The 21,692-nt window shown below is 59.7% G+C and carries 17 protein-coding genes and 1 other RNA gene; 7 read left to right on the top strand and 11 right to left on the bottom strand.

The features are described from left to right. Positions 1 to 63: 63 nt before the first annotated feature. Positions 64 to 552 carry a DUF3015 domain-containing protein gene (locus EJ576_RS17135; protein ID WP_016976782.1) on the bottom strand — a complete coding sequence of 163 codons (489 nt, stop codon included), beginning with the start codon at positions 550 to 552 and terminating at the stop codon, positions 64 to 66. A 267-nt stretch (positions 553 to 819) separates the two neighbouring features. On the opposite strand from EJ576_RS17135, the gene EJ576_RS17130 reads away from it, so the two are divergent. Beyond that, positions 820 to 3,258 carry a Lon protease family protein gene (locus tag EJ576_RS17130; protein WP_126570746.1) on the top strand — a complete coding sequence of 813 codons (2,439 nt, stop codon included), beginning with the start codon at positions 820 to 822 and terminating at the stop codon, positions 3,256 to 3,258. A gap of 367 nt (positions 3,259 to 3,625) precedes the next feature. Next, positions 3,626 to 3,934: a hypothetical protein gene (locus tag EJ576_RS17125; RefSeq protein ID WP_126570745.1), complete on the top strand. Its 309-nt coding sequence runs from the start codon at positions 3,626 to 3,628 to the stop codon at positions 3,932 to 3,934. Positions 3,935 to 3,937: 3 nt separating this feature from the next. Here EJ576_RS17125 and EJ576_RS17120 read toward each other — a convergent pair whose 3' ends face one another. Further along, a complete protein-coding gene (locus tag EJ576_RS17120) occupies positions 3,938 to 5,761 on the bottom strand; it encodes a hypothetical protein (protein WP_126570744.1) in 1,824 nt (607 codons plus the stop codon). Between the two features lie 166 nt (positions 5,762 to 5,927). Here EJ576_RS17120 and EJ576_RS17115 point away from each other — a divergent pair, with 166 nt between their 5' ends. Beyond that, the gene (locus EJ576_RS17115; protein WP_017253710.1) at positions 5,928 to 6,416 is read left to right on the top strand and encodes a TIGR00645 family protein; all 489 of its coding nucleotides are present in this window, start codon (positions 5,928 to 5,930) and stop codon (positions 6,414 to 6,416) included. Between the two features lie 15 nt (positions 6,417 to 6,431). On the opposite strand, the gene EJ576_RS17110 is transcribed toward EJ576_RS17115, so the two are convergent. From EJ576_RS17110 to EJ576_RS17095, 4 genes are all read right to left on the bottom strand, one after another. Next, positions 6,432 to 7,865 (bottom strand): glycosyltransferase family 39 protein, encoded by a 1,434-nt coding sequence (locus EJ576_RS17110; RefSeq protein ID WP_126570743.1) that lies wholly within the window; start codon positions 7,863 to 7,865, stop codon positions 6,432 to 6,434. 116 nt (positions 7,866 to 7,981) lie between these two features. After that, complete coding sequence (locus EJ576_RS17105) at positions 7,982 to 9,007, bottom strand: hypothetical protein (RefSeq protein WP_122728064.1); 1,026 nt, start codon at positions 9,005 to 9,007, stop codon at positions 7,982 to 7,984. Between the two features lie 92 nt (positions 9,008 to 9,099). After that, positions 9,100 to 9,507, bottom strand: a complete 408-nt coding sequence (locus EJ576_RS17100; protein WP_071493603.1) for a hypothetical protein — start codon at positions 9,505 to 9,507, stop codon at positions 9,100 to 9,102. After that, positions 9,504 to 10,091: a DUF433 domain-containing protein gene (locus EJ576_RS17095; protein WP_178083552.1), complete on the bottom strand. Its 588-nt coding sequence runs from the start codon at positions 10,089 to 10,091 to the stop codon at positions 9,504 to 9,506. Before EJ576_RS17095 ends, EJ576_RS17100 begins: the two co-directional genes overlap by 4 nt. Before the next feature lie 406 nt (positions 10,092 to 10,497). Between EJ576_RS17095 and EJ576_RS17090 the strand changes: the two genes are divergently transcribed. The 3 genes from EJ576_RS17090 (at position 10,498) to EJ576_RS17080 (ending at position 14,490) form a co-directional block, all read left to right on the top strand. Further along, the gene (locus EJ576_RS17090) at positions 10,498 to 11,007 is read left to right on the top strand and encodes a sigma-70 family RNA polymerase sigma factor (RefSeq protein WP_122728068.1); all 510 of its coding nucleotides are present in this window, start codon (positions 10,498 to 10,500) and stop codon (positions 11,005 to 11,007) included. Further along, positions 11,004 to 11,972, top strand: a complete 969-nt coding sequence (locus EJ576_RS17085) for a DUF4880 domain-containing protein (protein ID WP_126570742.1) — start codon at positions 11,004 to 11,006, stop codon at positions 11,970 to 11,972. Before EJ576_RS17090 ends, EJ576_RS17085 begins: the two co-directional genes overlap by 4 nt. A gap of 109 nt (positions 11,973 to 12,081) precedes the next feature. Continuing rightward, positions 12,082 to 14,490, top strand: coding sequence for a TonB-dependent siderophore receptor (locus tag EJ576_RS17080; RefSeq protein ID WP_126570741.1), 2,409 nt, complete (start codon positions 12,082 to 12,084; stop codon positions 14,488 to 14,490). Between the two features lie 42 nt (positions 14,491 to 14,532). Here EJ576_RS17080 and EJ576_RS17075 read toward each other — a convergent pair whose 3' ends face one another. From EJ576_RS17075 to EJ576_RS17055, 5 genes are all read right to left on the bottom strand, one after another. Continuing rightward, a complete protein-coding gene (locus EJ576_RS17075) occupies positions 14,533 to 14,784 on the bottom strand; it encodes a DUF6124 family protein (RefSeq protein WP_122728074.1) in 252 nt (83 codons plus the stop codon). Positions 14,785 to 15,172: 388 nt separating this feature from the next. Next, positions 15,173 to 15,569: a transfer-messenger RNA gene (gene ssrA, locus EJ576_RS17070) on the bottom strand. 104 nt (positions 15,570 to 15,673) lie between these two features. Next, positions 15,674 to 15,952, bottom strand: a complete 279-nt coding sequence (locus EJ576_RS17065; protein WP_010206635.1) for a hypothetical protein — start codon at positions 15,950 to 15,952, stop codon at positions 15,674 to 15,676. 150 nt (positions 15,953 to 16,102) lie between these two features. Next, positions 16,103 to 18,913: an FAD-binding and (Fe-S)-binding domain-containing protein gene (locus tag EJ576_RS17060; RefSeq protein WP_126570740.1), complete on the bottom strand. Its 2,811-nt coding sequence runs from the start codon at positions 18,911 to 18,913 to the stop codon at positions 16,103 to 16,105. Positions 18,914 to 18,970: 57 nt separating this feature from the next. Beyond that, positions 18,971 to 20,665, bottom strand: a complete 1,695-nt coding sequence (locus EJ576_RS17055; RefSeq protein ID WP_122728078.1) for a lactate permease LctP family transporter — start codon at positions 20,663 to 20,665, stop codon at positions 18,971 to 18,973. 249 nt (positions 20,666 to 20,914) lie between these two features. Between EJ576_RS17055 and EJ576_RS17050 the strand changes: the two genes are divergently transcribed. After that, positions 20,915 to 21,682, top strand: coding sequence for an FCD domain-containing protein (locus EJ576_RS17050; RefSeq protein ID WP_122728080.1), 768 nt, complete (start codon positions 20,915 to 20,917; stop codon positions 21,680 to 21,682). Positions 21,683 to 21,692 lie beyond the last annotated feature (10 nt).

The following is a 21,692-nucleotide window of genomic DNA, read 5'->3' as shown; positions in this document are numbered from 1 at the left end:
ACCCAAAGGGGAGGCGGGTCCAAAATAAAACCCGCGCCTTAAGCAGGCGCGGGCGGATCGAGCTTAAGCCTGGGTTGCGTATTTCGCCAGACGGGCATCGCTTTTCAGTACCGCAATGGTGTTGTTGTGCACGTCGTCAGCGGTCACGTCAGCTTTGCTGAAGATCTGCTGGAAGTGCTCGTGGGTCACGGCCGCGAAGTGCTCGCGATCTTCCGGTGCCACGCCCAGTACCACGGCGTAGGTGGTCAGCGCTTCGCCGTTGCCCTTGGCCATGTCTTCGGACAGCTCGTTCATCATGCCATTCATGGCAATCCAGGACTTGCCGCCGTAGGTCAGGGCGCTGTTGGTGTTACAGCCGTTGGTGCCCGAGGTCATGCCGAACGTGGCGTTACCCGAAGTACCGTTGGTGGTGGAAGCCAGGAAGTGAGCTGGCGTGCCGCGCTGGCCTTCGAACAACATGTTGCCCCAACCGCAGTTCGGGCCACCTGGTGCTTCTGCCATTGCATTGAGGGAGACGACGGTGAAGAGAGTACCGAGAAGGATCCGTTTCATAGCTTTGTTCTCTTTGTGTGCAAACCAATGGACAAGGGTTCAGGCGCGTCGCAGCGCCCTAGGGGCCAGTTATTAGTCCAACCCGCGCAGTTTGGAGTTTAGGCACGTTCCAAGGGTTCCGTGCATTTTTATAAAACAATCCGCGATGTCGCGATATTTCTGCAGCTCATCTCCCACGTCTATGCTTTCCCGAAAGCGCGCCTTGCCAGAGCGCGTGACCGGGAGCCAGAATGCCGTCATCTGCCCCGCCTGATGTAAGGAAGCCCGATGCCTGATCCTGTTGCTGCCAGCTTGCGTCTAGCGCCCGAAGCGCTGACTCGCCCTTTCTCCGCTGAACAGTTCAGCTTCTCGACCACCAATGATTTGGAGCCCTTTCGCGGTGTGCTTGGCCAGGAACGTGCGGTTGAAGCCTTGCAGTTCGGTGTGGCCATGCCACGCCCCGGTTACAACGTGTTTGTCATGGGTGAGCCCGGTACCGGGCGCTTTTCGTTCGTCAAACGCTACCTGAAAGCCGAAGGCAAGCGCCTGCAGACCCCGGCGGATTGGGTCTATGTGAACAATTTCGATGAACCTCGCGAACCGCGCGCCCTGGAATTGCCCGGCGGCGCGGCGGCGGCGTTCATCAACGACATCAACGGTTTGGTCGACAACCTCGTCGCCACCTTTCCGGCGGTCTTCGAACACCCGACCTATCAACAGCGCAAAAGCGCCATCGACCGCGCCTTCAACCAGCGCTACGACAAGGCCTTGGACGTGATCGAACGCCTGGCCCTGGAAAAGGACGTGGCGCTGTACCGCGACAGTAGCAACATCGCGTTTACCCCGATGCTCGACGGCAAGGCGCTCGACGAGGCCGAGTTCTCGCAGTTGCCGGAAGCCGACCGCGAGCGTTTCCACACGGACATTTCCGAGCTGGAAGAGCGCCTCAACGAAGAACTGGCCAGCCTGCCGCAGTGGAAGCGTGAGTCGAATAACCAACTGCGCCAATTCAACGAAGAAACCATCACCCTGGCCCTGCAGCCTTTGCTTGCACCGCTGTCGGAAAAGTACGCGGAAAATGCGGCCGTCTGCGGTTACCTGCAAGCCATGCAGGTGTATCTGCTCAAGACCGTGGTCGAGCAATTGGTCGACGACGCCAAGACCGACGCCCAGGCGCGCAAGCTGCTGGAAGAGCAATATTGCCCAAGCCTGGTGGTAGGGCATCCGGTCAACGGCGGCGCCCCGGTGGTGTTTGAACCGCACCCGACCTACGACAACCTGTTCGGCCGCATCGAATACAGCACCGACCAGGGCGCGCTCTACACCACTTATCGCCAGTTGCGTCCGGGCGCGTTGCACCGTGCCAACGGCGGCTTCCTGATCCTGGAAGCCGAGAAAATGCTCAGCGAACCGTTTGTGTGGGACGCGCTCAAGCGTTCCCTGCAGTCGCGCAAACTGAAGATGGAATCACCGTTGGGCGAGCTGGGCCGCCTGGCCACCGTGACCCTCAACCCGCAGATGATTCCGTTGCAGGTCAAAGTGATCATCATCGGTTCGCGCCAGTTGTACTACGCGTTGCAGGACGCCGATCCGGATTTCCAGGAGATGTTCCGCGTACTGGTGGACTTCGACGAAGACATCCCGATGGTCGACGAAAGTCTGGAGCAGTTTGCGCAGTTGCTCAAAACCCGTACCTCGGAAGAAGGCATGGCGCCGCTGACCTCGGATGCAGTGGCGCGGTTGGCCACTTACAGCGCGCGGTTGGCCGAGCATCAGGGCCGTTTGTCGGCGCGTATTGGCGACTTGTTCCAGTTAGTCAGCGAGGCAGACTTCATTCGCCACTTGGCGGGCGACGAGATGACCGATGCCGGCCATATCGAGCGCGCCCTCAAGGCCAAGGCCACGCGCACCGGGCGCGTGTCGGCGCGGATTCTCGACGACATGCTCGCCGGGGTCATCCTCATCGACACCGCCGGTGCGGCGGTGGGCAAGTGCAATGGGCTGACGGTGCTGGAAGTCGGTGACTCGGCCTTCGGCGTGCCGGCGCGGATTTCCGCCACGGTGTATCCGGGTGGCAGCGGCATTGTCGACATCGAGCGGGAGGTCAACCTCGGCCAGCCGATTCACTCCAAGGGCGTGATGATCCTCACGGGTTACCTGGGCAGCCGGTATGCCCAGGAATTCCCGCTGGCGATCTCGGCGAGCATCGCGCTGGAGCAATCCTACGGTTATGTGGACGGCGACAGTGCGTCCTTGGGCGAGGCGTGCACCTTGATCTCGGCCTTGTCGAAAACGCCGCTCAAGCAGTGCTTTGCCATCACCGGCTCGATCAACCAGTTTGGTGAAGTGCAGGCGGTGGGTGGGGTCAACGAGAAGATCGAAGGTTTCTTCCGCCTGTGTGAAGCGCGCGGTTTGACCGGTGAACAGGGGGCGATCATTCCCCAGGCCAACGTCGCCACGTTGATGCTCGATGAGAAGGTGCTGCAGGCCGTGCGCGCCGGGCAGTTCCACATCTATGCCGTGCGCCAGGCGGATGAGGCGCTGAGCCTGCTGGTGGGCGAGGATGCCGGTGAGCCGGATGCCGAGGGGCAGTTCCCGGAAGGCACGGTGAACGCGCGCGTGGTGGAGCGGTTGCGCGCGATTGCCGAGATGATCAGCGAGGAAGACCTCAAGGAAGCGGAGAAGGAGTTGGCACAGCAGGCGCTGGCCGAAGCCAAGCCCACCTGATGGCTGAGCGAGTTGTCGTGACTGGTGGGCTGTGGTGGTGAGCACGCTTGTTGTGGTGAGCGGGCTTGCCCCGCGCTGGGCTGCGAAGCAGCCCCAAAACCAGACAATTCAATCTCACTGGCACACCGCACCGGTCCCACTGGGGCTGCTTCGCAGCCCAGCGCGGGGCAAGCCCGCTCACCACATTACGGGCAAAACCGTCACAAAATTGGCGCAGCTGTAGGGCCAATGGCCGTTGGTCCCTACAACCTTGGTTTGTCGTGGTTTTCTTCTATTCTGTGCTCAAGGGATATCCACAGGAGTCGCTGGATAGAGACAGCCTCGCCACAGGCGCAGGTTGAATACCGATCTACCGAGGGTCGCCGCCATGCCGCGCAACCTTTGCCTTACCCGCCAGTGCTTCGGCCTGGTCACCCGTATCGAATGTTCCATTCGCCCTCTCGCGGGGGATAAAGGGATGTGGACGTTGTTGTTTGCCGCTGGAATGACCGGTGAACAACCTTCCACCATCAAGTCCCAAGGCCCGTTCCCCGGGCCCTTCGCGGCGGAAAATATTCTGGAATCCATTGTGGACAGCCTGACCCAGCACGGGTACGAGAAGGCGGGTGACCCGCAGATCTGGTGCCTGCACATGCAGGCCCATCTGCGACAGCTCAACGGTGACACCCACCACTGACCGCTACTTGCTCTCGGGCTTGTCCAGCTTGACCTCGAAGCCATATTGCACGGTGCTCAGGTCAGTGCGCTGGTAGCTTTCCAGGGTGGTCGGCTGGCCGTAGAAGTAATGCACGTCAAACATCGCTGTGCCGTATTCCTCGGCGCGGTGGCTGACGCCGAGGATTTCCTTGAGGTAATTGCCGCTGGCGTCCTTGGCGTAGAAACGCCAGCTGTCAGCGGGAAAGGCTTTCTGGTCGACGATCAGCGCGTTGTCTTTGAGTTCGAGCCCTTTGGGCAGCTTGCTTGCGTCAATCTCGTTTTTATCGATGTTCGCCAGGAACAGCGGAATCGAGCCCACCACAAAGGCCGGGTTTTCCGGGAATAGGTTGAGGTCATAGGTCAGGGTGCCGCGTGCCGGGTTCAGCTCAAAGGCCTCGGTCGGCAGCTCGATCGGCTCGCCGCGCTCGCCTTTTTCGTCGGCGGTGAAGAAGGTCACCGGTGATTCACTGCTGTTGCGCTCGCTGCCCACCAGGTCGTCATTGAAGGTGAATGGGTGGTCGAACACGATGTGCGCCGCGCTGGCGTCTTCGACTGACTGGCTGATGGTGACGCTGTTTTTCAGCTGGTCCTCGGTCATGCTCGCGTCTTTGAGCCAGTTGGCGGCGCTGTCGTCATACACGGTGACTGGCATTGGCAGGGCCTGCACGGTTTTCTGCAAGCTGTTCTTGTCGAAGCGCAGCACTGGCAGGTCGAGGTCTTTGCGGGTGCGTGTGGCGGTGGAAAAATCCAGCACGTTGACTTGCAGGTTGTCGATCACGCCATTGAAGTACACCTTGGCGTAATGGCTGCTCTGCTTGCGTTCGAAGGCTTTCTGCTCATCGGTCAGCTGTTTTTCGAACGCCTCCGTCCAAGCCTTCTGCTTTTGCATTTCGGCCAGTTGTTTCTCGTAGAACGTGACTTGGGCGTTGCTTTCGTTGATCGAGCCCGAGCGTGTGAGGAACTGCCCGGTGCTGTCCCGCGCCTGCACCAGCAGAGGGTTAGGCGATTCGTCGCCGACTTCCGATGCCAGTGGCTGGCTGTTGGTCAACTCGATCTCGGCGTAGTTTTTTTCCAGCAAGACCAGGTTGAGGGTGATGTTGCCTTCGGTGCGCTTGTGGCCCACGTCCTTTTTCGACAGATCAAAGGTCAGCACCTTGCCCGGCGCGACCACTTCAACTGTGCCCTTGAGGCTGACAGGCTGTGGCTGGCTCTTGTTTTCCGTCTCGATGCCCTCGATGAACGGGTAGGTCACCGTCAGGTCATCGGGGTTGGTCAGGTTGGAACTGCTGGGGCTCAGTTGGATGCCCGGATCGGTTTCCGACCATTCCGGCTGGAAGGGGATCACCTTGTTGTTGCTCAGGGTCACCGATTGCCATTCCAGTCCATGGGGGAAGGGGAATTGGTCGGGGACGTTGAAGTTAAAGGGGAAGACCGGCTGTAAATCCGTCAGATAGTCGGAATGGGAGGTCTTGCGCAGCACGAACAGGCCATTGATGTAGGTGTCCACCAGCGCCTGGGGCGTGGGGTAGTGCTTGAGCAGGGCCAGGGTGTCGTCGCCGTATTCGGTTTCGATGGGCTTGGTGGCGAGCTTGACCCGCGCCCGCTCCAGCAACAGCAGCGACCCTCCCAGGTCAGCGACGGCGTCGCGCAGCTTGGGGTCCTGGATGCTGTCGAGGGATTGTTCGAACTTGGCGGTTTTCTCTTCGAGGGTGGTTTGCTTCTGCTCGTCGCTGGGGGAGCAGCCGCCAGCCAGCAGCAATGCCGCGCACAGGCCGATACCGGCCAAAGGGGATCGCACATCCATCATCTGAGTTTTTCCTGTCCGACGTCATCGAGCGGAGTCGTTATTGGGCTCGACACTAGCAGAAAAATTCTCTTACAGATGCCGCACAGGTCAGTTTTCTCGTGGTTACAGGTGTCTTGTAGCGGCTGGTATACTCGCCGCCATTTCTAGCCTAGCTGTGTGAGATCCAATGGAACGCTTTATCGAAAATGCTATGTACGCCTCGCGCTGGCTGCTGGCGCCTATTTATTTCGGCTTGTCCCTGGGGTTGCTGGCGCTGGCGCTGAAATTCTTCCAGGAAGTGATTCACCTGCTGCCGAGCGTGTTCTCGATGGCCGAGTCCGAGCTGATCCTGGTGCTGCTGTCGTTGATCGACATGGCACTGGTCGGTGGCTTGCTGGTGATGGTGATGATTTCCGGCTACGAGAACTTTGTCTCGCAGCTGGATATCGATGAAAACAAGGAAAAGCTCAACTGGCTGGGCACCATGGATTCTTCGTCGCTGAAGATGAAAGTGGCGGCCTCCATCGTGGCGATTTCCTCCATCCACTTGCTGCGCATCTTCATGGACGCCAAGAACGTCGATCCGCAGCACTTGATGTGGTACGTGATCATCCACATGACGTTTGTGATCTCGGCGTTTGCCATGGGTTACCTGGACAAGGTCACCAAGCACTGATGCCCTGCGCTGGCCTTACTGCTCCACGAAGTAGTAAGGCTGGCGATTGATCGACATTTGCTTGATCACCTTCACCAGGGTCGCCAGGTCATCGGTATGGTCCAGCAGCGCAACGTTGCCGGGCTTGGCGCCGAGGTAACTGTGCAACTCGGCCTCGGTTTGCAGAATCGGTAAATAGGCCTGCAGGTAAAACACGCTGGCCCCGGCGATGCGCTCGTTGGGCCGGTACAGCACCACCTCCCTGCCTTCATCTTTCAACGTCTGAACCTGGCTCATCACCGGTACGAACGACTGGCGCACATCCGCTTTGGGCGCGAACCAGAAGGCGGCGATCAGGTAGCACCCCACGGCCAGGGTGAACACGCTGCCCACTACCGTTCTGTGATGCTTATGCAGCGCGGGTTTGTGGGTTTTTAGCCAGTCCAGCAGCACCCGCGCATATTCCGCTGCCAAGACGGCGGCGGCTGGCGCGAGTGCCATCAGGTAAACGGTGCGTTTGCTCGACGCCAGGGTCAGCAGGGTGAACTGTGCCACCAGCCAGACGCTGAAGAACAGGTGGTAGCGGTTGCGCACCAGGCTTTTGCGGAAGTGCCACAGGCCCAGGTACACCAGGATATTCCACGGCAGGAACGCTTCGGGCAGCTTGGCGATGTAGTAGTAGAACGGCTCGTAATGCCCGGCCTCGACAAACGAGCCGCTGAACCGGCCGACGCTGTTGGTCAGCAACACTTCGGCCACCGCCTGCATGCCGCCACGCTGGAACAGGAACCCCAGCCAGATCATCAGCGGCACCAGCGCCAGCAAGGTAAACAGCGCTGGCTTGAGCCAGTTGCCAATCTGCAGGCGTTTGTCCATCAGGCTGGTGCTGGCCAGGTACACAAAAATCACAATGCCCGGCATGGCCAGGCCCAGCACGCCTTTACTGAGTGTGGCGATCACCATCCCGGCGGTAAACAGTGCCCAGGCGCCTGTGCTGGGGCCCTGGCGATCAGGCCGCACGGCCTGGTAGAACGCCAGCAGCGCGGTGGTCACGCCGAGGGTGAGCAGCGAATCCTCACCGACGCCGCGCGCATTGCTCCAATAGCTGGCCATGGTCGCCAGGATCAGCGCGGCGCTGAACGCCAGCGTCTGCGGTCGTCCGAACCGGCGCAGCATCGTGTAAAGCAGCATCACGCTGAACAACCCGGCAAACGCCGAGGCCAGGCGTACCGCCCAAGTGGTGCCGCCGAACAGGCGAATCGCCCCGGCGTCTATCCACAGGCTCAGGGGCGGTTTTTCCAGGAAGGGCTCGCGAAACAACTGGGGCACTACCCAGTTATTGTCCAGGTGCATGGCCATGGCGATTCCGGCGACGCGGGCTTCGGTGGAGCCTTGCAGCTCATGGTTGCCCAAGGCAAAGAAGAACAACAGACCAGCAAGCAGGAGCAGCAGGGGAGCAGGGCGCGTCATGGAGTGTGGCTACCAGGGCAGGAGGACCGTCCGGGGGAACGGTCATTGCAATGGGCTAGTATCCGTGGGCGTTTCTGAATATTTCGTGAACGAGTGTTGGTTTTTTGTAAGGTGGGTCAGGGAGCCATCAAGCTAGGCAATGCGGCTTGACCTTGCGGGCTCAGCACGGGCTGCAGTTGCTCCCAAGTGAAGCTCAGCTCGTTATCGCAGCCATCGCCCTGAGCGGGTGTCGACAGTTGCAGCCCTTGGGTGTTGAAGCTCAAGTCGAACGAGGAATAGCTGGTCACGGCCGGGCATCCTTCGTCCGTGGTGGTCTGCTTGGCCAACCAGGTGCTGAAAGCGGCCGGCAGTTTGACCTGGCCCGAGTAGGGCGTGTCCCATTGCTCATGGCCGCCCAACCACGTCCAGGGGTCGACCTTTTCACCGGTTTGCAGGTTCCAACTGTGCAGGCCCCAACTGATTCCGCCGCGCCCGTACCCCGCCGACCAGCGATAGAAACGCACGGTGATCCACTGTGATGACCAGTAGAACGGTTCCACCGTGATCTCGCTGGTCGCGGTGCTGCCGCCCTGGTCCAATGAGTTGCGCCGTTCTCTATAAAAATCGGTCTGGCCGTCTGGATTGATGGCCATGCGTGCGAGATCCCGGTTGATCTTATCGATGGCTTCCCCGTCGCCCTCGAGTTTCAGGATGACCTGCCCGCCTTGGGTCTTCACCTGATAGGCGTGTTCGGCGAACGTCTTCTTCTCGACCTTCACCGCAGGCGGCGTCGCCTCCAGCGGGTTGTTGTAGGTGTCGCTGGCGCAACTGTCCGTGTCCGCGCGTTTTAGCATCAGCACCAGGCTTTTGCCGCCCAAGGCTTTGCTCCAGGTGCCGGTCAACGTATCGCCCTGCGGGTCGTCCAACTGCCAGAAACCGGTTTGGCCCTCTTCCACCCAGGGCTCGCTGGCGTTGGCTTGGGTCAGTTGAATGGGCGTAAGAATCCGTTGGTAGTAATAACTGCCATTGGCGCCGTGGGCACCGTTGAAACAGACGGTGATCGCGGATTTGCCCAAGGTGCCCGTCCAGACACCGGCCAGTTCGGCGGCGGTTGCGAGCAGAGGGGCGCAGGCGAGGGCGAGAGCGGCGAGTGGCTTGAACACGGGTATCGGACTTCCGGTTGTCTGATAGAGAGGGTCAGGGTAATGGGAAGTGCGGAGGGATTCCAGACAGGGACTGTTTTGCGCTGAAGGCTTTACATCTTTATCTGGTCAAATTTACCCGGCGCAGAAAAACGCCACGGCACGCTGAACGCGGCGCCTCCCCTTATCAACGCTGATTGCTTCATGATTGCCGGCCACCAGCGAACAAGATTGTGAGCTTTATTCCAGTAGGTCTCGCTGCTCCAATGTTTCGCTAGGCAAAAAATGGGCAGCCCGCAGTCTCGGAATGCCTGCTTTTCAGCATGCCCTTTGGTAAATCGATCTTGAGAGATAACAACCCAGTCGCCTTCATCGCGAAGCACTGATATCCAGGAAATGTCACTCGCACTCTGAGGGAATTTATCCTTGAGTGGGACTACGCCATGCTCATGGACGTGTGAAAGCTCATTCAAGGCTCGCGCTAGCGCAGGTGGCAGGTTGTGGTCCAGAAGGAAGTTCAAGCCGCATGCCTTTGTTCGAAGTCGATAGCGGCCTTTACAGCAGATGTGGGGATCTCATAGAGCAGGGCAACACGTTTCGTATCCTGTTCTTCCGCCTCATAAGCACTGAACAGTGCGGCAGTGTCGATACCGGTCCCCGTCAGTACTGGTTTCCCGAAATTTCTGGCGGGGTCCAGGACGATTGCCTTGCTGCGTTTTATCGGATACCAGCGCTGGGCAGAGCCCTTGCCGGTGTAGTCGATCCCTTCGTACAACGATGGGCTGATCACCTGCTTGAACGCGTACTGTTTTTTGATCAGGTCCAGCAGTGTCTCGTCGCCTGTTTCATCCAGAACAGTGGCGAAAATGTTGCGGCCGTCTGTTTGGAAGCGTTTGCAGGTAAATGGATAGGATTGGCCAAACAGTTCAGAGGCTTGCCGAGAGGCGCAGCGAATGGCTTGCAAGCTCACTCCATGCTGACGAAATGCGTGCACGAAGCGGATTTCGAGCAGGTCGTGGAAACTCAGTATGCAATCGTTCACATCCCTGAGTTCCGACTGCCAGAGGCCTGGATGATGAATGCCATTGGCACGATAGCCAAACAACCATCTACGAATATCTGAGGCAGGAATGCCGGTGTAGAGGGACGCTTCACTGGGCGTATAGAGACCAACGCCCACCAGGGGGCTGGGCGAAATGATGCTTTGCATGAACGGCCTCCTTGTCGTGGGTTGGCGTGCTGGAGTGTGCGTGCTCAAGTGATCGCGTTCAATCATCGGCAGACGAGCAGTCGTTTGAAGCGTATTCGAGCAATTCAATCCGCGCCAGTTCATCCCAGTCGCGCCAACGTGCAGGACTTTTCCGGCGGCTTACGTCGGCGCAAGTAGTCTGTGTCGATAATCCGTGACAGCTAAACACCTTCTTAAAGCAGGGAAGAAACTCCTAACCCGTCTCTAATGAGAAGTATTATCATGTGTGACTTTCCTTAGCCGTCCCCTGGATATCGCACCGATGGCCTCATCTTCTTCTGCCCATCAGGTCGTGGGCGAACTCTACGCCCAACATCACAGCTGGGTGGTGCAGTTGCTGCGGCGCAAGTTGGGCGGGCAGGAACAGGCCCTGGATCTGGCGCAGGATACCTTCGTACGTATCTTGAGCAGTGGCACTGCGCCGGTTTTCCGCGAGCCGCGTGCCTACCTCACGACCGTCGCCAGCCGTTTATGCGGGCAGTATTTCCGTCGCCAGGCGCTGGAACGTGCCTATGAGCAGTCGCTGACAATCCTCGAACCCGAACACATGCCTTCGCCGGAAACCCGATTGCTGGTACTCGAAGCGCTGGATGCCGTAGGCCAGGTGCTGGACGGGCTGGGCAGCAAGGTGCGCGAGATTTTCCTGCTCTCGCAGCTCGATGGCCTGACTTATCCACAGATCGCCGAGCGGATGGACCTCAGCGTGAATGTGGTGCAAAAGGCCATGCTCAAAGCCTATCGCCACTGCTACCTGGCGGTGTACGCGGCATGAATCGCTTCAAGTCCGCCAACGATCAACCCTTGGACGAGCAGGTGCTGGACCAGGCCCTGAACTGGATGGTCGCCCTGCAATCCGGTACCAGCGGCGCCGCCGAGCAGCACGCCTGTCAACAATGGCGCAACGAGCATCCGCAGCATGAATTGGCCTGGCAGCGCTTGGCCGGGCTGAGCCGCGACATGCGCCTCAATACCCACGCGCTGCCGGCGCCAACGGCCCGGCAGTTGCTGCACGCACGGGGTGTTCCATCGCGGCGCACCCTGCTCAAGGGTTTCGCCGGTCTTGGCGTGGCGACTGCCCTTGGCCTGAGTGTGCGTGAGCGCGTTTTGCTGCCGGAGCTGTTCAGCGATTACCACACCGCCACCGGCGAACGACAGCGCCTGAGCCTGGCCCATGCTGGCGAATTGCAGTTGGATGCCCGCACCGCTATGGATGTTCGGGGCGCCCGGTTGACCCTGAACCTCGGTCGGTTGTTGTTGACCACCGGCACCCGCGCCGACACCGCGATCCAGACGGCCAATGGCTGGGTACGGCCGTCGGCATCGTCGCGATTGGTCCTCAGCCACGATCTGCCACGTCAACCGGGCACGCTCGTGCAGATGCTTTCAGGCAGCGCCTCTGTCGAACCCGTGCACGGCGTCAGCACCCGGCTCGGCGCGGGCGAGCAAATGAGCTTCAACCGTCTTCAGAGTGGGCCGTCGACAGCCCTGTCATCTACTGCCGATGCCTGGACTAAAGGTCTGTTGATCGCCGAACGCACGCCGCTGGTCGAGGTGCTTGAGCAGCTTGATCGCTACCGTCGCGGCGTGCTGCGCTGCGATCCCGCAGTGGCGGGCTTGCAGGTATCCGGTTCGTTCTCGCAGGATCAGCCCGAGGCCAGCCTGGACCTGCTGGCCAAGGTGTTGCCCGTGCGTGTGCAACGGGTGTTTGGCTACCTGGCCACTGTCGTGCCGGCCTGACCTGAAATTATTTTTGCATCGCGTGGCAGGTTTTTCCGTCTCGAGCATCAAGACAGGTAAGACGCAGAAAAAAGCGTCCACCCAACCCTTTCACGACAGGACAGTCTTTATGCTCAGCCGCGTCAGCGCTTTGCGCACCGTTATCCTCGGTTTATCGGTGGCAACCGCCAGTCACAGTGTCATGGCCACCACGGCGGCGCCCGCCCAGGAACAATCCCAGCCTCAGGCGTATGATATTTCGCCCGGCAGTCTTGACCGTGTGTTGGGTGCGTTTGGGCAGCAAGCGGGTGTGATGATCGGTATCGATTCCGCGCTGGCTGCCGGCATTCAGAGCAAGGGTTTGAAGGGCAGTTTCTCTGTGGATGAAGGCCTTGAGCGCCTGCTGGGTCCGGCGAATTTACAGGCAGAGCGTGAGCCGGGCGGCTATCGCGTGGTGGCCAAACCGGTCTCCCAGGATGGCAAGGTGGAATTGCAAACCACCCAAGTCAGCGCCAACCAACTGGGCACTGTCACCGAGGGCACGGGCTCGTACACCCCTGGCACCATTGCCACGGCCACGCGCCTGGTGCTGACGCCACGAGAAACCCCGCAATCAATCTCGGTGGTGACCCGCCAGGTCATGGATGACTTCGGCCTCAAGTCGATTGACGACGTGATGCGCCACACGCCGGGCATCACCGTGTCGACCTATGACACCGAGCGCACCAACTATTACTCGCGCGGTTTCTCCATCGAGAACTTCCAGTACGACGGTATACCGACCCTGCGTGATGCCCAATACTCGGCAGGCCAGACCATGACAGACATGGCGATCTACGACCGCGTTGAAGTGCTGAAAGGTGCCACCGGTTTACTCACCGGTGCCGGCGGCCCTGGCGGCACCATTAACTTGATCCGCAAGAAGCCGACCTCCGAGTTCAAAAGCAGCATCGAACTGGGTGCGGGCTCCTGGGATAACTACCGTTCCCAGGTCGACGTCAGCGGCCCCCTGACCGACACCGGAAACGTGCGTGGTCGCGCCGTGGCGGCGTATCAGGACAAAAAGTCGTTCCTTGATCATTACTCGCGCAAGACCAGCGTGCTCTACGGCATTCTCGAAGTCGACCTGACCCCGGACACCCTGCTGACCCTGGGCGCCGACTACCAGGACAGCGACCCCAAAGGTTCCAGCTGGACTGGCACCCGTACCATCTTCGACGCCACCGGCAACAAACTCGACTTGCCGCGCTCGTTCAACAACGGGCCAAAATGGGGCTCATGGCAACAATACAGCCACACTGTCTTCGCCACCCTGGAACACAGCTTCGACAACGGCTGGGTCACCAAAGGCCAGTACAACCATCAGGTCAACGGCTATGACGCGCCACTGGGCTACATCTCCCAGGATTCCGCGACAGCCAGTTCGATCTATGCGGCCAAATACACCGGCGACACCACCAGCGACAGCCTGGATGTTTACGCGTCGGGGCCGTTTGAGCTGTTCGGACGCGAGCATGAACTGGTGATCGGGCAGTCCGTTTCCAGCTCAAGGTGGAAGGGCAAGGACTACCGTAATCCCGTCTACTTCGACAATTCCTATGATTTCTACAACTGGCACGGCGAGGCCATTGAGCCTGCGTGGGGTAAGGCTTCCCGCTTCAGTGATGAAATCACCCGCCAGACCGGCACCTATGTCACCGGGCGCTTCAGCCTGACCGATGCGCTGCACCTGTTGCTGGGCACGCGGGTTGCCAACTATCAAGTCACCGGCACCAGCGACACCGAAGAAAGCGGCAAAGTAGTGCCGTACGCCGGCCTGACGTACGACCTCAACGAAAACTTCACCGCCTACGCCAGCTACACCGAAATCTTCAAGCCGCAGACCCAGTATCGCGATCGAACCAACACCATGCTTCAACCCGACGAGGGCAAAAACTACGAGATAGGCCTCAAGGGCGAATTCTTCGATGGCCGCCTGAATGCCAGCCTCGCCTACTTCGAGGTGCACGAGACCAATCGCCCAATCGCCGATACCGTTTGGAACTCGCAGCCGGCCGTTGATTACGCGTACATCGGCACCGAGAGCAAAACCAAAGGCTACGAAGCCGAAATCTCCGGCGAACTCGCGCCAGGCTGGCAGTTGCAGGCCGGCTACACCCACAAGATCGCTCGCGATGCGGATGGCAAGAAAGTGGCGACCTGGGAGCCCGAGGATCAGGTCACCCTATACACCAGCTACAAACTCCAAGGCAGCCTGGACAAACTCACCCTCGGTGGTGGCACACGCTGGCAGAGCGCGGGCTGGCAAACCGTGCGCAACTGGGGCTATCCCGGTGGCGGCCGTTCGGAAAAATTCACCCAGGACCCGTACTGGCTGGTGGACGTGATGGCGCGTTATCAACTGACCCAGAACCTGTCGGCCACGCTTAACGTCAACAACGTGTTCGACAAGAAGTACTTCACCAATATCGGCTTCTATGACTCGGCGTATTACGGTGACCCACGCAATGTGATGGTCACGACGCGTTGGGATTTCTGAGGCAGATGACAGCAAAAGGCCGAGTTTCCTCGGCCTTTTTTGTTACTGGATTGTTTGGGGGGCTTGTGTGAGGACCAGCACCCGTTCCACCAACAGTTCGCCCAGCACGATCAACTGTTGGCTGGCCAGTAGCTTATGACGGCTGGCACCTTCGAGTTCGAAGGCGAGGTCGGTGGTCATGGCGTTGAGTGACGCGAGGGTTTCGCTGGCTTGGATCAGCAGGGTTTCGGGGGAGATGTCTGGGGCGAGGGTGAAGAGGGTTGTCGAGGGTGGATTGGGGGTGATCTTTTTCATGGCTGAAACTCCTTGATTGATGGAGTCGCCAGACATCGCTGCTAAACGAAAAGGGTGGCGACTGTACGCGGGTTAGCAGACCAGGAATCAAGGAACCCGGCGCACCCGAAAGTGCCCCACGCACAGCCGCCATAATACGAACCAGCGGATGCTGAAAGCATAGCTAGAACCGAATGGTGGCTTTGCAAGCCTTGATAGTAAACGAGCTGCTAAACCCGGTCGCTGATTTTGCAGCGACTGGAGGAGGCTATCTGCGTGGGGGGCGTTGCACCAGTTCATCAATGGCGCGATATCTTGAAGGAAAATTCCGAGGGTTCATTCTGTCGAGCTTTCCAAACCCCAGAAACAACAAAACCCGCACTAGGCGGGTTCTGTCGATGCTTCGAATTGGTGGAGCCGGGGGGATTTGAACCCCCGTCCGCCAGTACTCCGCTGTCGGTACTACATGCGTAGCCGTTTCTATTAAGTTAACCCTCAGCGACCCGAAGGGCAGGGTGCTTTGGGCGAGTTGTGTAAGTTTTAGCCGCTTCGTCCACAACGTACTGCACGGCGATTCTGTTCTATATGACAATCACTTTGGGTTTACAGACATCCCCTGGTGATTGCTGGACCCGAAGGTACCAGAAGCTCAGGGCTAAGGCTGCTTACGCAGCGAGAGCGAATTCCTGGCCGTAGTTTTCGTCATTGGCAACTATAAGAAGTTGCAACAGTGGATTTACGAGTTCTGTTACCAACTCGGCATGCACCTAAAGTTTCGCAACCGGCGTCGAATCCTAAACGGCCCCGTGCTTGTAACTCGTTGTTTCATAGTGAGTGACAAGCCTTTGCAGTGTACGCCAAACCGTCACGGAAGGCCAACCCGAAGGTTGGTCTTCCGTGACTGAGCAGCCTATTGGCCGCCTTTTTCGCTGTTCTGCAGGTCTTGCAGCGCCTTCGAGGTGATCTCGATGCACTTTTTGTCATCGCCCGCGGCGTGGGCCGCTTTGGCTTGGGAGACGGCAGTGTCTATCTCGCCGCTTTTGCCACTGGTGTCAGTGGCGAGCAGCGCTTTGCCGTTGTTGATTTTGTCCAGATTGATTTTGCACAAATCTGGCTCGCCCGCAGCGAACACAGGGGAAGCCAGCATCGCAGCGGTAATGAACAAGCCAGCAAGAGCGGAACGCTTCATAGGGTATCTCCTTGCACAAAAGGGCTCGACGCTGCTGGCGTTCAACGGCTGCCAGCGACATCACTGATGAGCCTCGTTTGTCGAGGCCTATGCAGATGACTACGCCGGCGCGCGAGGGTTCTGTTTTTATGCAGGTTCATTTTTGCAGGATCAGTGGGCGCGGGCTTGAGTGACGCGGTCAACCAGGTAGACCAACCCGTGATAATCAATACCGCCATGCTGGCTCAGACCGATCTCGCAGGTGCGGCTGGTGGAGATGCCTTCGCTGCAATATTGCACCGCGTCCTTGAGGATGCGCAGTGAGTGGGCGTTGAGTTCCGGTGTGGTGAAGCCCTTGTCACCGGCAAATCCGCAGCAATGGATGCCTTCAGGGATGACCACGCTGTTGGAACAGCGTCGAGCCAGATCGATCAGGGCCTGGCTCTCGCCCAGGTGTTGGGTGCTGCAGGTGACGTGCACGGCGATGGGGGCTTCCTGGGGTGTGAAGTCGAGACGGTCCATCAAGTGGGTGCGGATAAAGCGCACGGGATCGTAGAGGTCCAGCCGCGTTTCGCCCAGGTCCTGCACGAGGCGCAGGGTGCAGGGGCTGGTGTCGCAGTAGATCGGGTCAAGCCCGCCACGGCTGGCGTGCAACAGGGCGCCGATCAGTTCCTGGCGCTTGTGTTCGGCCTGTTCGGCGTAGCCCTTGGAAGCGAAAGGCTGGCCGCAGCACAGGCTGTCCTGATTGTCGGGGAACACGACTTGGTAACCGGCTTTTTCCAGCAGGCTGCGGGTTTTGTCGTACAGCGACATCTGTTCCTTATCCCCCGCTGCGGGGCCCATGGCACGTGAAACGCAGGCGGCCAGGTAGACCACCCGTGGTCGTTCGTCCGTCACCGCCGGGCTGAAACGGATGGCTTTTTCCGGCTGCGGTATGGCATTGGTCCACTGCGGAATTTGTCCCTTGGACAGCTTGGTCAGGCTGGCTGATAGCTTCGCCAGGCGCGGTGCGCCCAGCAGCATGCGGGCGCCGTTGGCCACATGCAGGGTAAAGCGCGCGCCTTGCAGGGCGGTGGAGAAGTGGGTGGCGAGCCACTCGGCGGTTTTCGTACGGTCGGCGTCACGGCTGCGGAGTTTTTTCACCAGGTCGCCGGTATTGATTCCTACAGGGCAGCGCTGGGCGCAAAGGCCGGTCGCCGCGCAGGTGTCGATGCCTTGGTAGTGATACGCAGCTTCCAACTCAGTGGTGTCGACACCGGCACGTTTCTTCGCCTGGATGTCGCGCCAGATCACGATGCGCTGGCGCGGGCTCAAGGTCAGGCCTTTCGACGGGCACACCGGTTCGCAGAAGCCGCATTCGATGCACTTATCCACAAGCTCGTCGGCAGCGGGCAGTGGTTTGAGGTGCTTGAGGTGGATTTGCGGGTCTTCGCTGAGCACCACGTCCGGGTTGAGAATGCCGTTAGGGTCGAGCAGGCGCTTGAGTTGCCACATCAATTGATAGGCGTCGCTGCCCCATTCCAGTTCCACGAACGGCGCCATATTGCGCCCGGTGCCGTGTTCGGCTTTAAGCGAACCTCCAAACTCCACCGCCACCAATTGCGCCACGTCGTCCATGAACGCTTGGTAGCGTGTGACTTCTTCCGCGCTGTTGAAGCCTTGGGTGAATACGAAGTGCAGATTACCTTCCAGCGCATGTCCGAAAAGGATCGCTTCGTCGTAGTGATGTTTGTCGAACAGTTCGATCAGGCGATTGACGCCGATTGCCAGTTGCTCAACCGGGAAAGTCACGTCCTCGATGATCACGGTGGTGCCGGTTTTGCGCACGGCGCCGACGGCAGGGAAGGTGTCTTTGCGGATTGCCCACAGTCGGGCGTTCTCGGTGGGGTCTTCGGTGAAGTCGACCTGTTTTTCTACCGGGAATGGGGCCAGGGAGGCCATGATCAGCGCCAGTTGCTCATGCAACAGAGACGACGATGCTGCGCGGGATTCGATCAACAGGGCGCAGGCATTTTCCGAGAGTTGCTGTACGAAATCGGGCATGCCCGGCTTGTTCTGTACCGAGCGCATGCTGCGTCGGTCCAATAACTCGACGGCCGAGACCGGTTGGGTTTTGAGGACGGTGACTGCATTGCAGCAGGTCTCGACATCTGGAAATACGATCAACGCCGAGGCTTTGTTCGGGTGGTCGATCACGGTGTCATAGGTGACCGCGCTGATAAAACCAAGGGTGCCCTCGGAACCCACCAGCAGATGGCTGAGGATATCCAGCGGTTCATCGAAATCCACCAGGGCATTGAGTGACAGCCCGGTGGTGTTTTTCAGACGGTATTTGTGGCGAATCTTGGCCGCTAATTCGGCATTGGCCCGCGTCTCGCGACCCAATGTCGCCAGCCGCTCAAGCAGCGCGCCGTGGTGTTCACGAAACGCCTTAACGCTGGTGGCGTCTTCAGTATCCAGTCGGCTGCCGTCAGCCAGTACCAGGCGTATGCCGGCCAGGGTGTGGTAGGTATTCTGTGCGGTGCCGCAGCACATGCCGCTGGCATTGTTGGCGACGATACCGCCGATCTTGCAGGCATTGATCGACGCTGGGTCCGGCCCGATCTTGCGCCCGAACGGCGCCAGCCACGCATTGGCCTGGGCGCCGATCACACCGGGTTGCAGGCGGATTTGCGTGCCTTGCCCGCGAATCTCGCGGCCATTCCAGTTGTCGCCCAGCACGATCAGTACCGAATCGCTGATGGCTTGCCCGGACAGGCTGGTGCCGGCGGCGCGGAAGGTCACCGGTACGTGGTCGCGCTGAGCCAGTTGCAGCAAGGCAACGACTTCGTCTTCTGACTCCACGCGGATCACCAGTTGTGGGATCAGTCGGTAAAAGCTGGCGTCAGTGCCGAAAGCGAGGGTGGAAAGGGGGTCGTCGAAGCGTCGATCTTTCGGGATCAGTTGTGCGACGTCGCTCAGGAAAGCAGCAGGCAGGCTCATCGGTCCTCCAGAAATAGCTGACGCCGGAATCGTATCCGGCGGCATTACGTGCAGGTCTTAGTGCACCAGCATACCGGTGAACCAGTAGGCCTGGGCCAGGGTGATCAGCCCGACGATGGTGGCGAAGAACAGGCTGTGCTTGAGAGTAAAGCGGAACAGGTCGGACTCCTTGCCCACCAGGCCGGTAGCGGCGCAGGCCACGGCGATGGATTGAGGCGAGATCATCTTGCCGGTGACGCCGCCGCTAGTGTTGGCTGCGACCAGCAGCGTGTCATTGACGCCGATCTGGTGCGCGGTGGTGGCCTGCAAGGAGCTGAACAGGGCGTTGGATGAGGTATCAGAGCCTGTCAGGAAAACCCCCAGCCAGCCGAGGAACGGCGAGAAGAACGGAAAGGCTGCGCCCGTGCCGGCCAATACCAGTGCCATGGTCGAAGACATGCCGGAGTAGTTGGTGACGAAGGCGAAGGCCAACACCATCCCAATCGACAGGATCGGCCAGCGCAGTTCGTAGAAGGTCTCTTTTAAAGTGGTAAGACCAGTCTTGATGTCGATTTTCAGTACCAGCATCGAGATCAGCGCGGAGAAGAAAATCGCAGTGCCGGTCGCCGAAATCGGGTCCAGTTTGAACACGGCCGGAATCGCGGTGGGGTTGGTCACGATCGGCGCGACCTTGATCACCAGTTGGTCCAGGTGTGGGATCGCGAAGTTGAATACCCAGCTGTACATCGAGCCCCCGGCAGCAAACATCGCCTTGAACGGCTTGAGGGTCCAGATGGTGACCAGCACGGTGAGAATCAGGAACGGCGACCAGGCCTTGAAAATCTGCCCGAGGCTGTAGGGCGAGACGATGGTGTTGCGTGGCAGGCCGAAACCGCCAGCACTGGCCGTGACCGCCGCGCTGGAGGTGGCGCCGGCGATTTGTGCGCCTGCGGTGCGTTTTGGCTGCCAGACTTTCAGGAATAACGTCAGGGAAATCAGACTGGCCAGGGCCGAGGTGATGTCCGGGAGTTCCGGGCCGATGAAGTTGGAGGTGAAGTACTGGGTGATGGCAAAGCTCAAACCAGCAACCAGAGCGGCCGGCCAGGTTTCACGCACGCCGCGCACGCCGTCCATCATGAACACCAGCCAGAACGGCACGAACAGCGACAGCAGCGGCAATTGGCGGCCAGTCATGGCGCCGATCTTGAACGCGTCGATGCCGGTGACTTGCCCGGCCACGATGATCGGGATGCCCAAGGCGCCGAATGCGACAGGCGCGGTGTTGGCGATCAGGCACAGGCCGGCGGCGTACAGCGGGTTGAAGCCCAGGCCGACCAACAACGCTGCGGTGATCGCCACGGGGGCGCCAAAACCGGCCGCACCTTCCAGGAAGGCGCCGAAGCAGAAGCCGATCAGCAGCACTTGCAGGCGTTGGTCATCGGTAATCGACAGGACCGAACTGCGGATGATCTCGAACTGGCCGCTTTTGACCGTGAGTTTGTAGAGAAACACCGCCGCGACGATGATCCACGCGATGGGCCACAGGCCGTAGGCAAAGCCGTAACCGGCGGCGGCCAGTGCCATGTCCACCGGCATCTGGAAGGCGAAGATCGCCACCAGGATCGACAGCGCCAGGGTGATGCTGCCGGCCACGTGGCCTTTGAGGCGAAACACGGCCAGGGCCAGGAAGAAGAATACGATCGGGATGACGGCCGCCAGTGCGGACAGGCCGAGGCTGCCGAGCGGGCTGTAGAGCTGTTGCCAGGTTTGCATATGGGGTGGCCCCTGATTGTTGTTGTTTGGTCAGCTTGGATAATTGGTAATACCAATTTACAATCGCTGTTGGCTAGAGTAAAAGCCTTGCCAGGGGCGTGTCAATTTGCCGCTTGCGAAACTTTGGTCGTAGGTCGGTGTGCAGGAGTTCTGATCGGTTGAAATGAAGACGTTCTGATAGGTGCCGCAGGCGCTGCGATACGCCAGAATAGGGCCCCGGCGAGTGGTCGGGATGGTGGAGAGTAAGTGATGGGGTTTGATCAGGTGCGTCAGCGCCGCTTGTCCGATGACATTGTCGAGCAGCTTGAGGGCATGATCCTTGAGGGCACGCTGAAGTCGGGTGAGCGCTTGCCGGCCGAGCGTGCGTTGGCTGAGCAATTCGGGGTATCGCGCCCTTCTTTGCGGGAGGCGATCCAGAAACTGTCAGCCAAAGGTTTGCTCGTCAGCCGCCAGGGCGGTGGTAACTACGTGGCTGAATCATTGGGCTCTACGTTCAGTGACCCGCTGTTGCACCTGTTGGAGAACAACCCCGAGGCTCAGCGTGATCTGCTGGAGTTTCGTCAGACCCTTGAGGCCTCTTGCGCCTACTACGCCGCGTTGCGCGCGACGGAGGTTGATCGCGAGCGCCTTACGGCTGCCTTCGAAGCGCTACAGGATTGCTACACCCGGTCCGATGAGGTGAGTCGGGCCGAGGAGGGCGCAGCGGATGCGCGGTTTCACTTGGCTATCGCCGAGGCCAGCCACAACGCCGTGTTGCTGCACACCATTCGCGGTCTGTTCGACCTGCTCAAACGTAACGTGGTAACCAACATCGGCGGCATGTATCAGCAGCGAACGGAAACCCGCGACATGCTGATCAGTCAGCACCGGGATCTGTACCTGGCGATTCTCGAAGGGCGCGCCGAGCAGGCGCGGGAAGTCTCAACACGTCACCTGCTGTATGTGCAGGAAGTGTTGGAAGAAGTGCGTCAGGAAGTTCAGCGCGTGGCGCGTGCGGAGCGGCGCAAGGGGATGTAGCCGAGGGGGC

Source organism: Pseudomonas sp. C 49-2 (genome assembly GCF_003970195.1).
GTDB classification, from domain to species: domain Bacteria; phylum Pseudomonadota; class Gammaproteobacteria; order Pseudomonadales; family Pseudomonadaceae; genus Aquipseudomonas; species Aquipseudomonas canadensis.
Note: the sequence above shows the minus strand (reverse complement) of the source record. Positions and strands in the feature narration are given on the sequence as shown.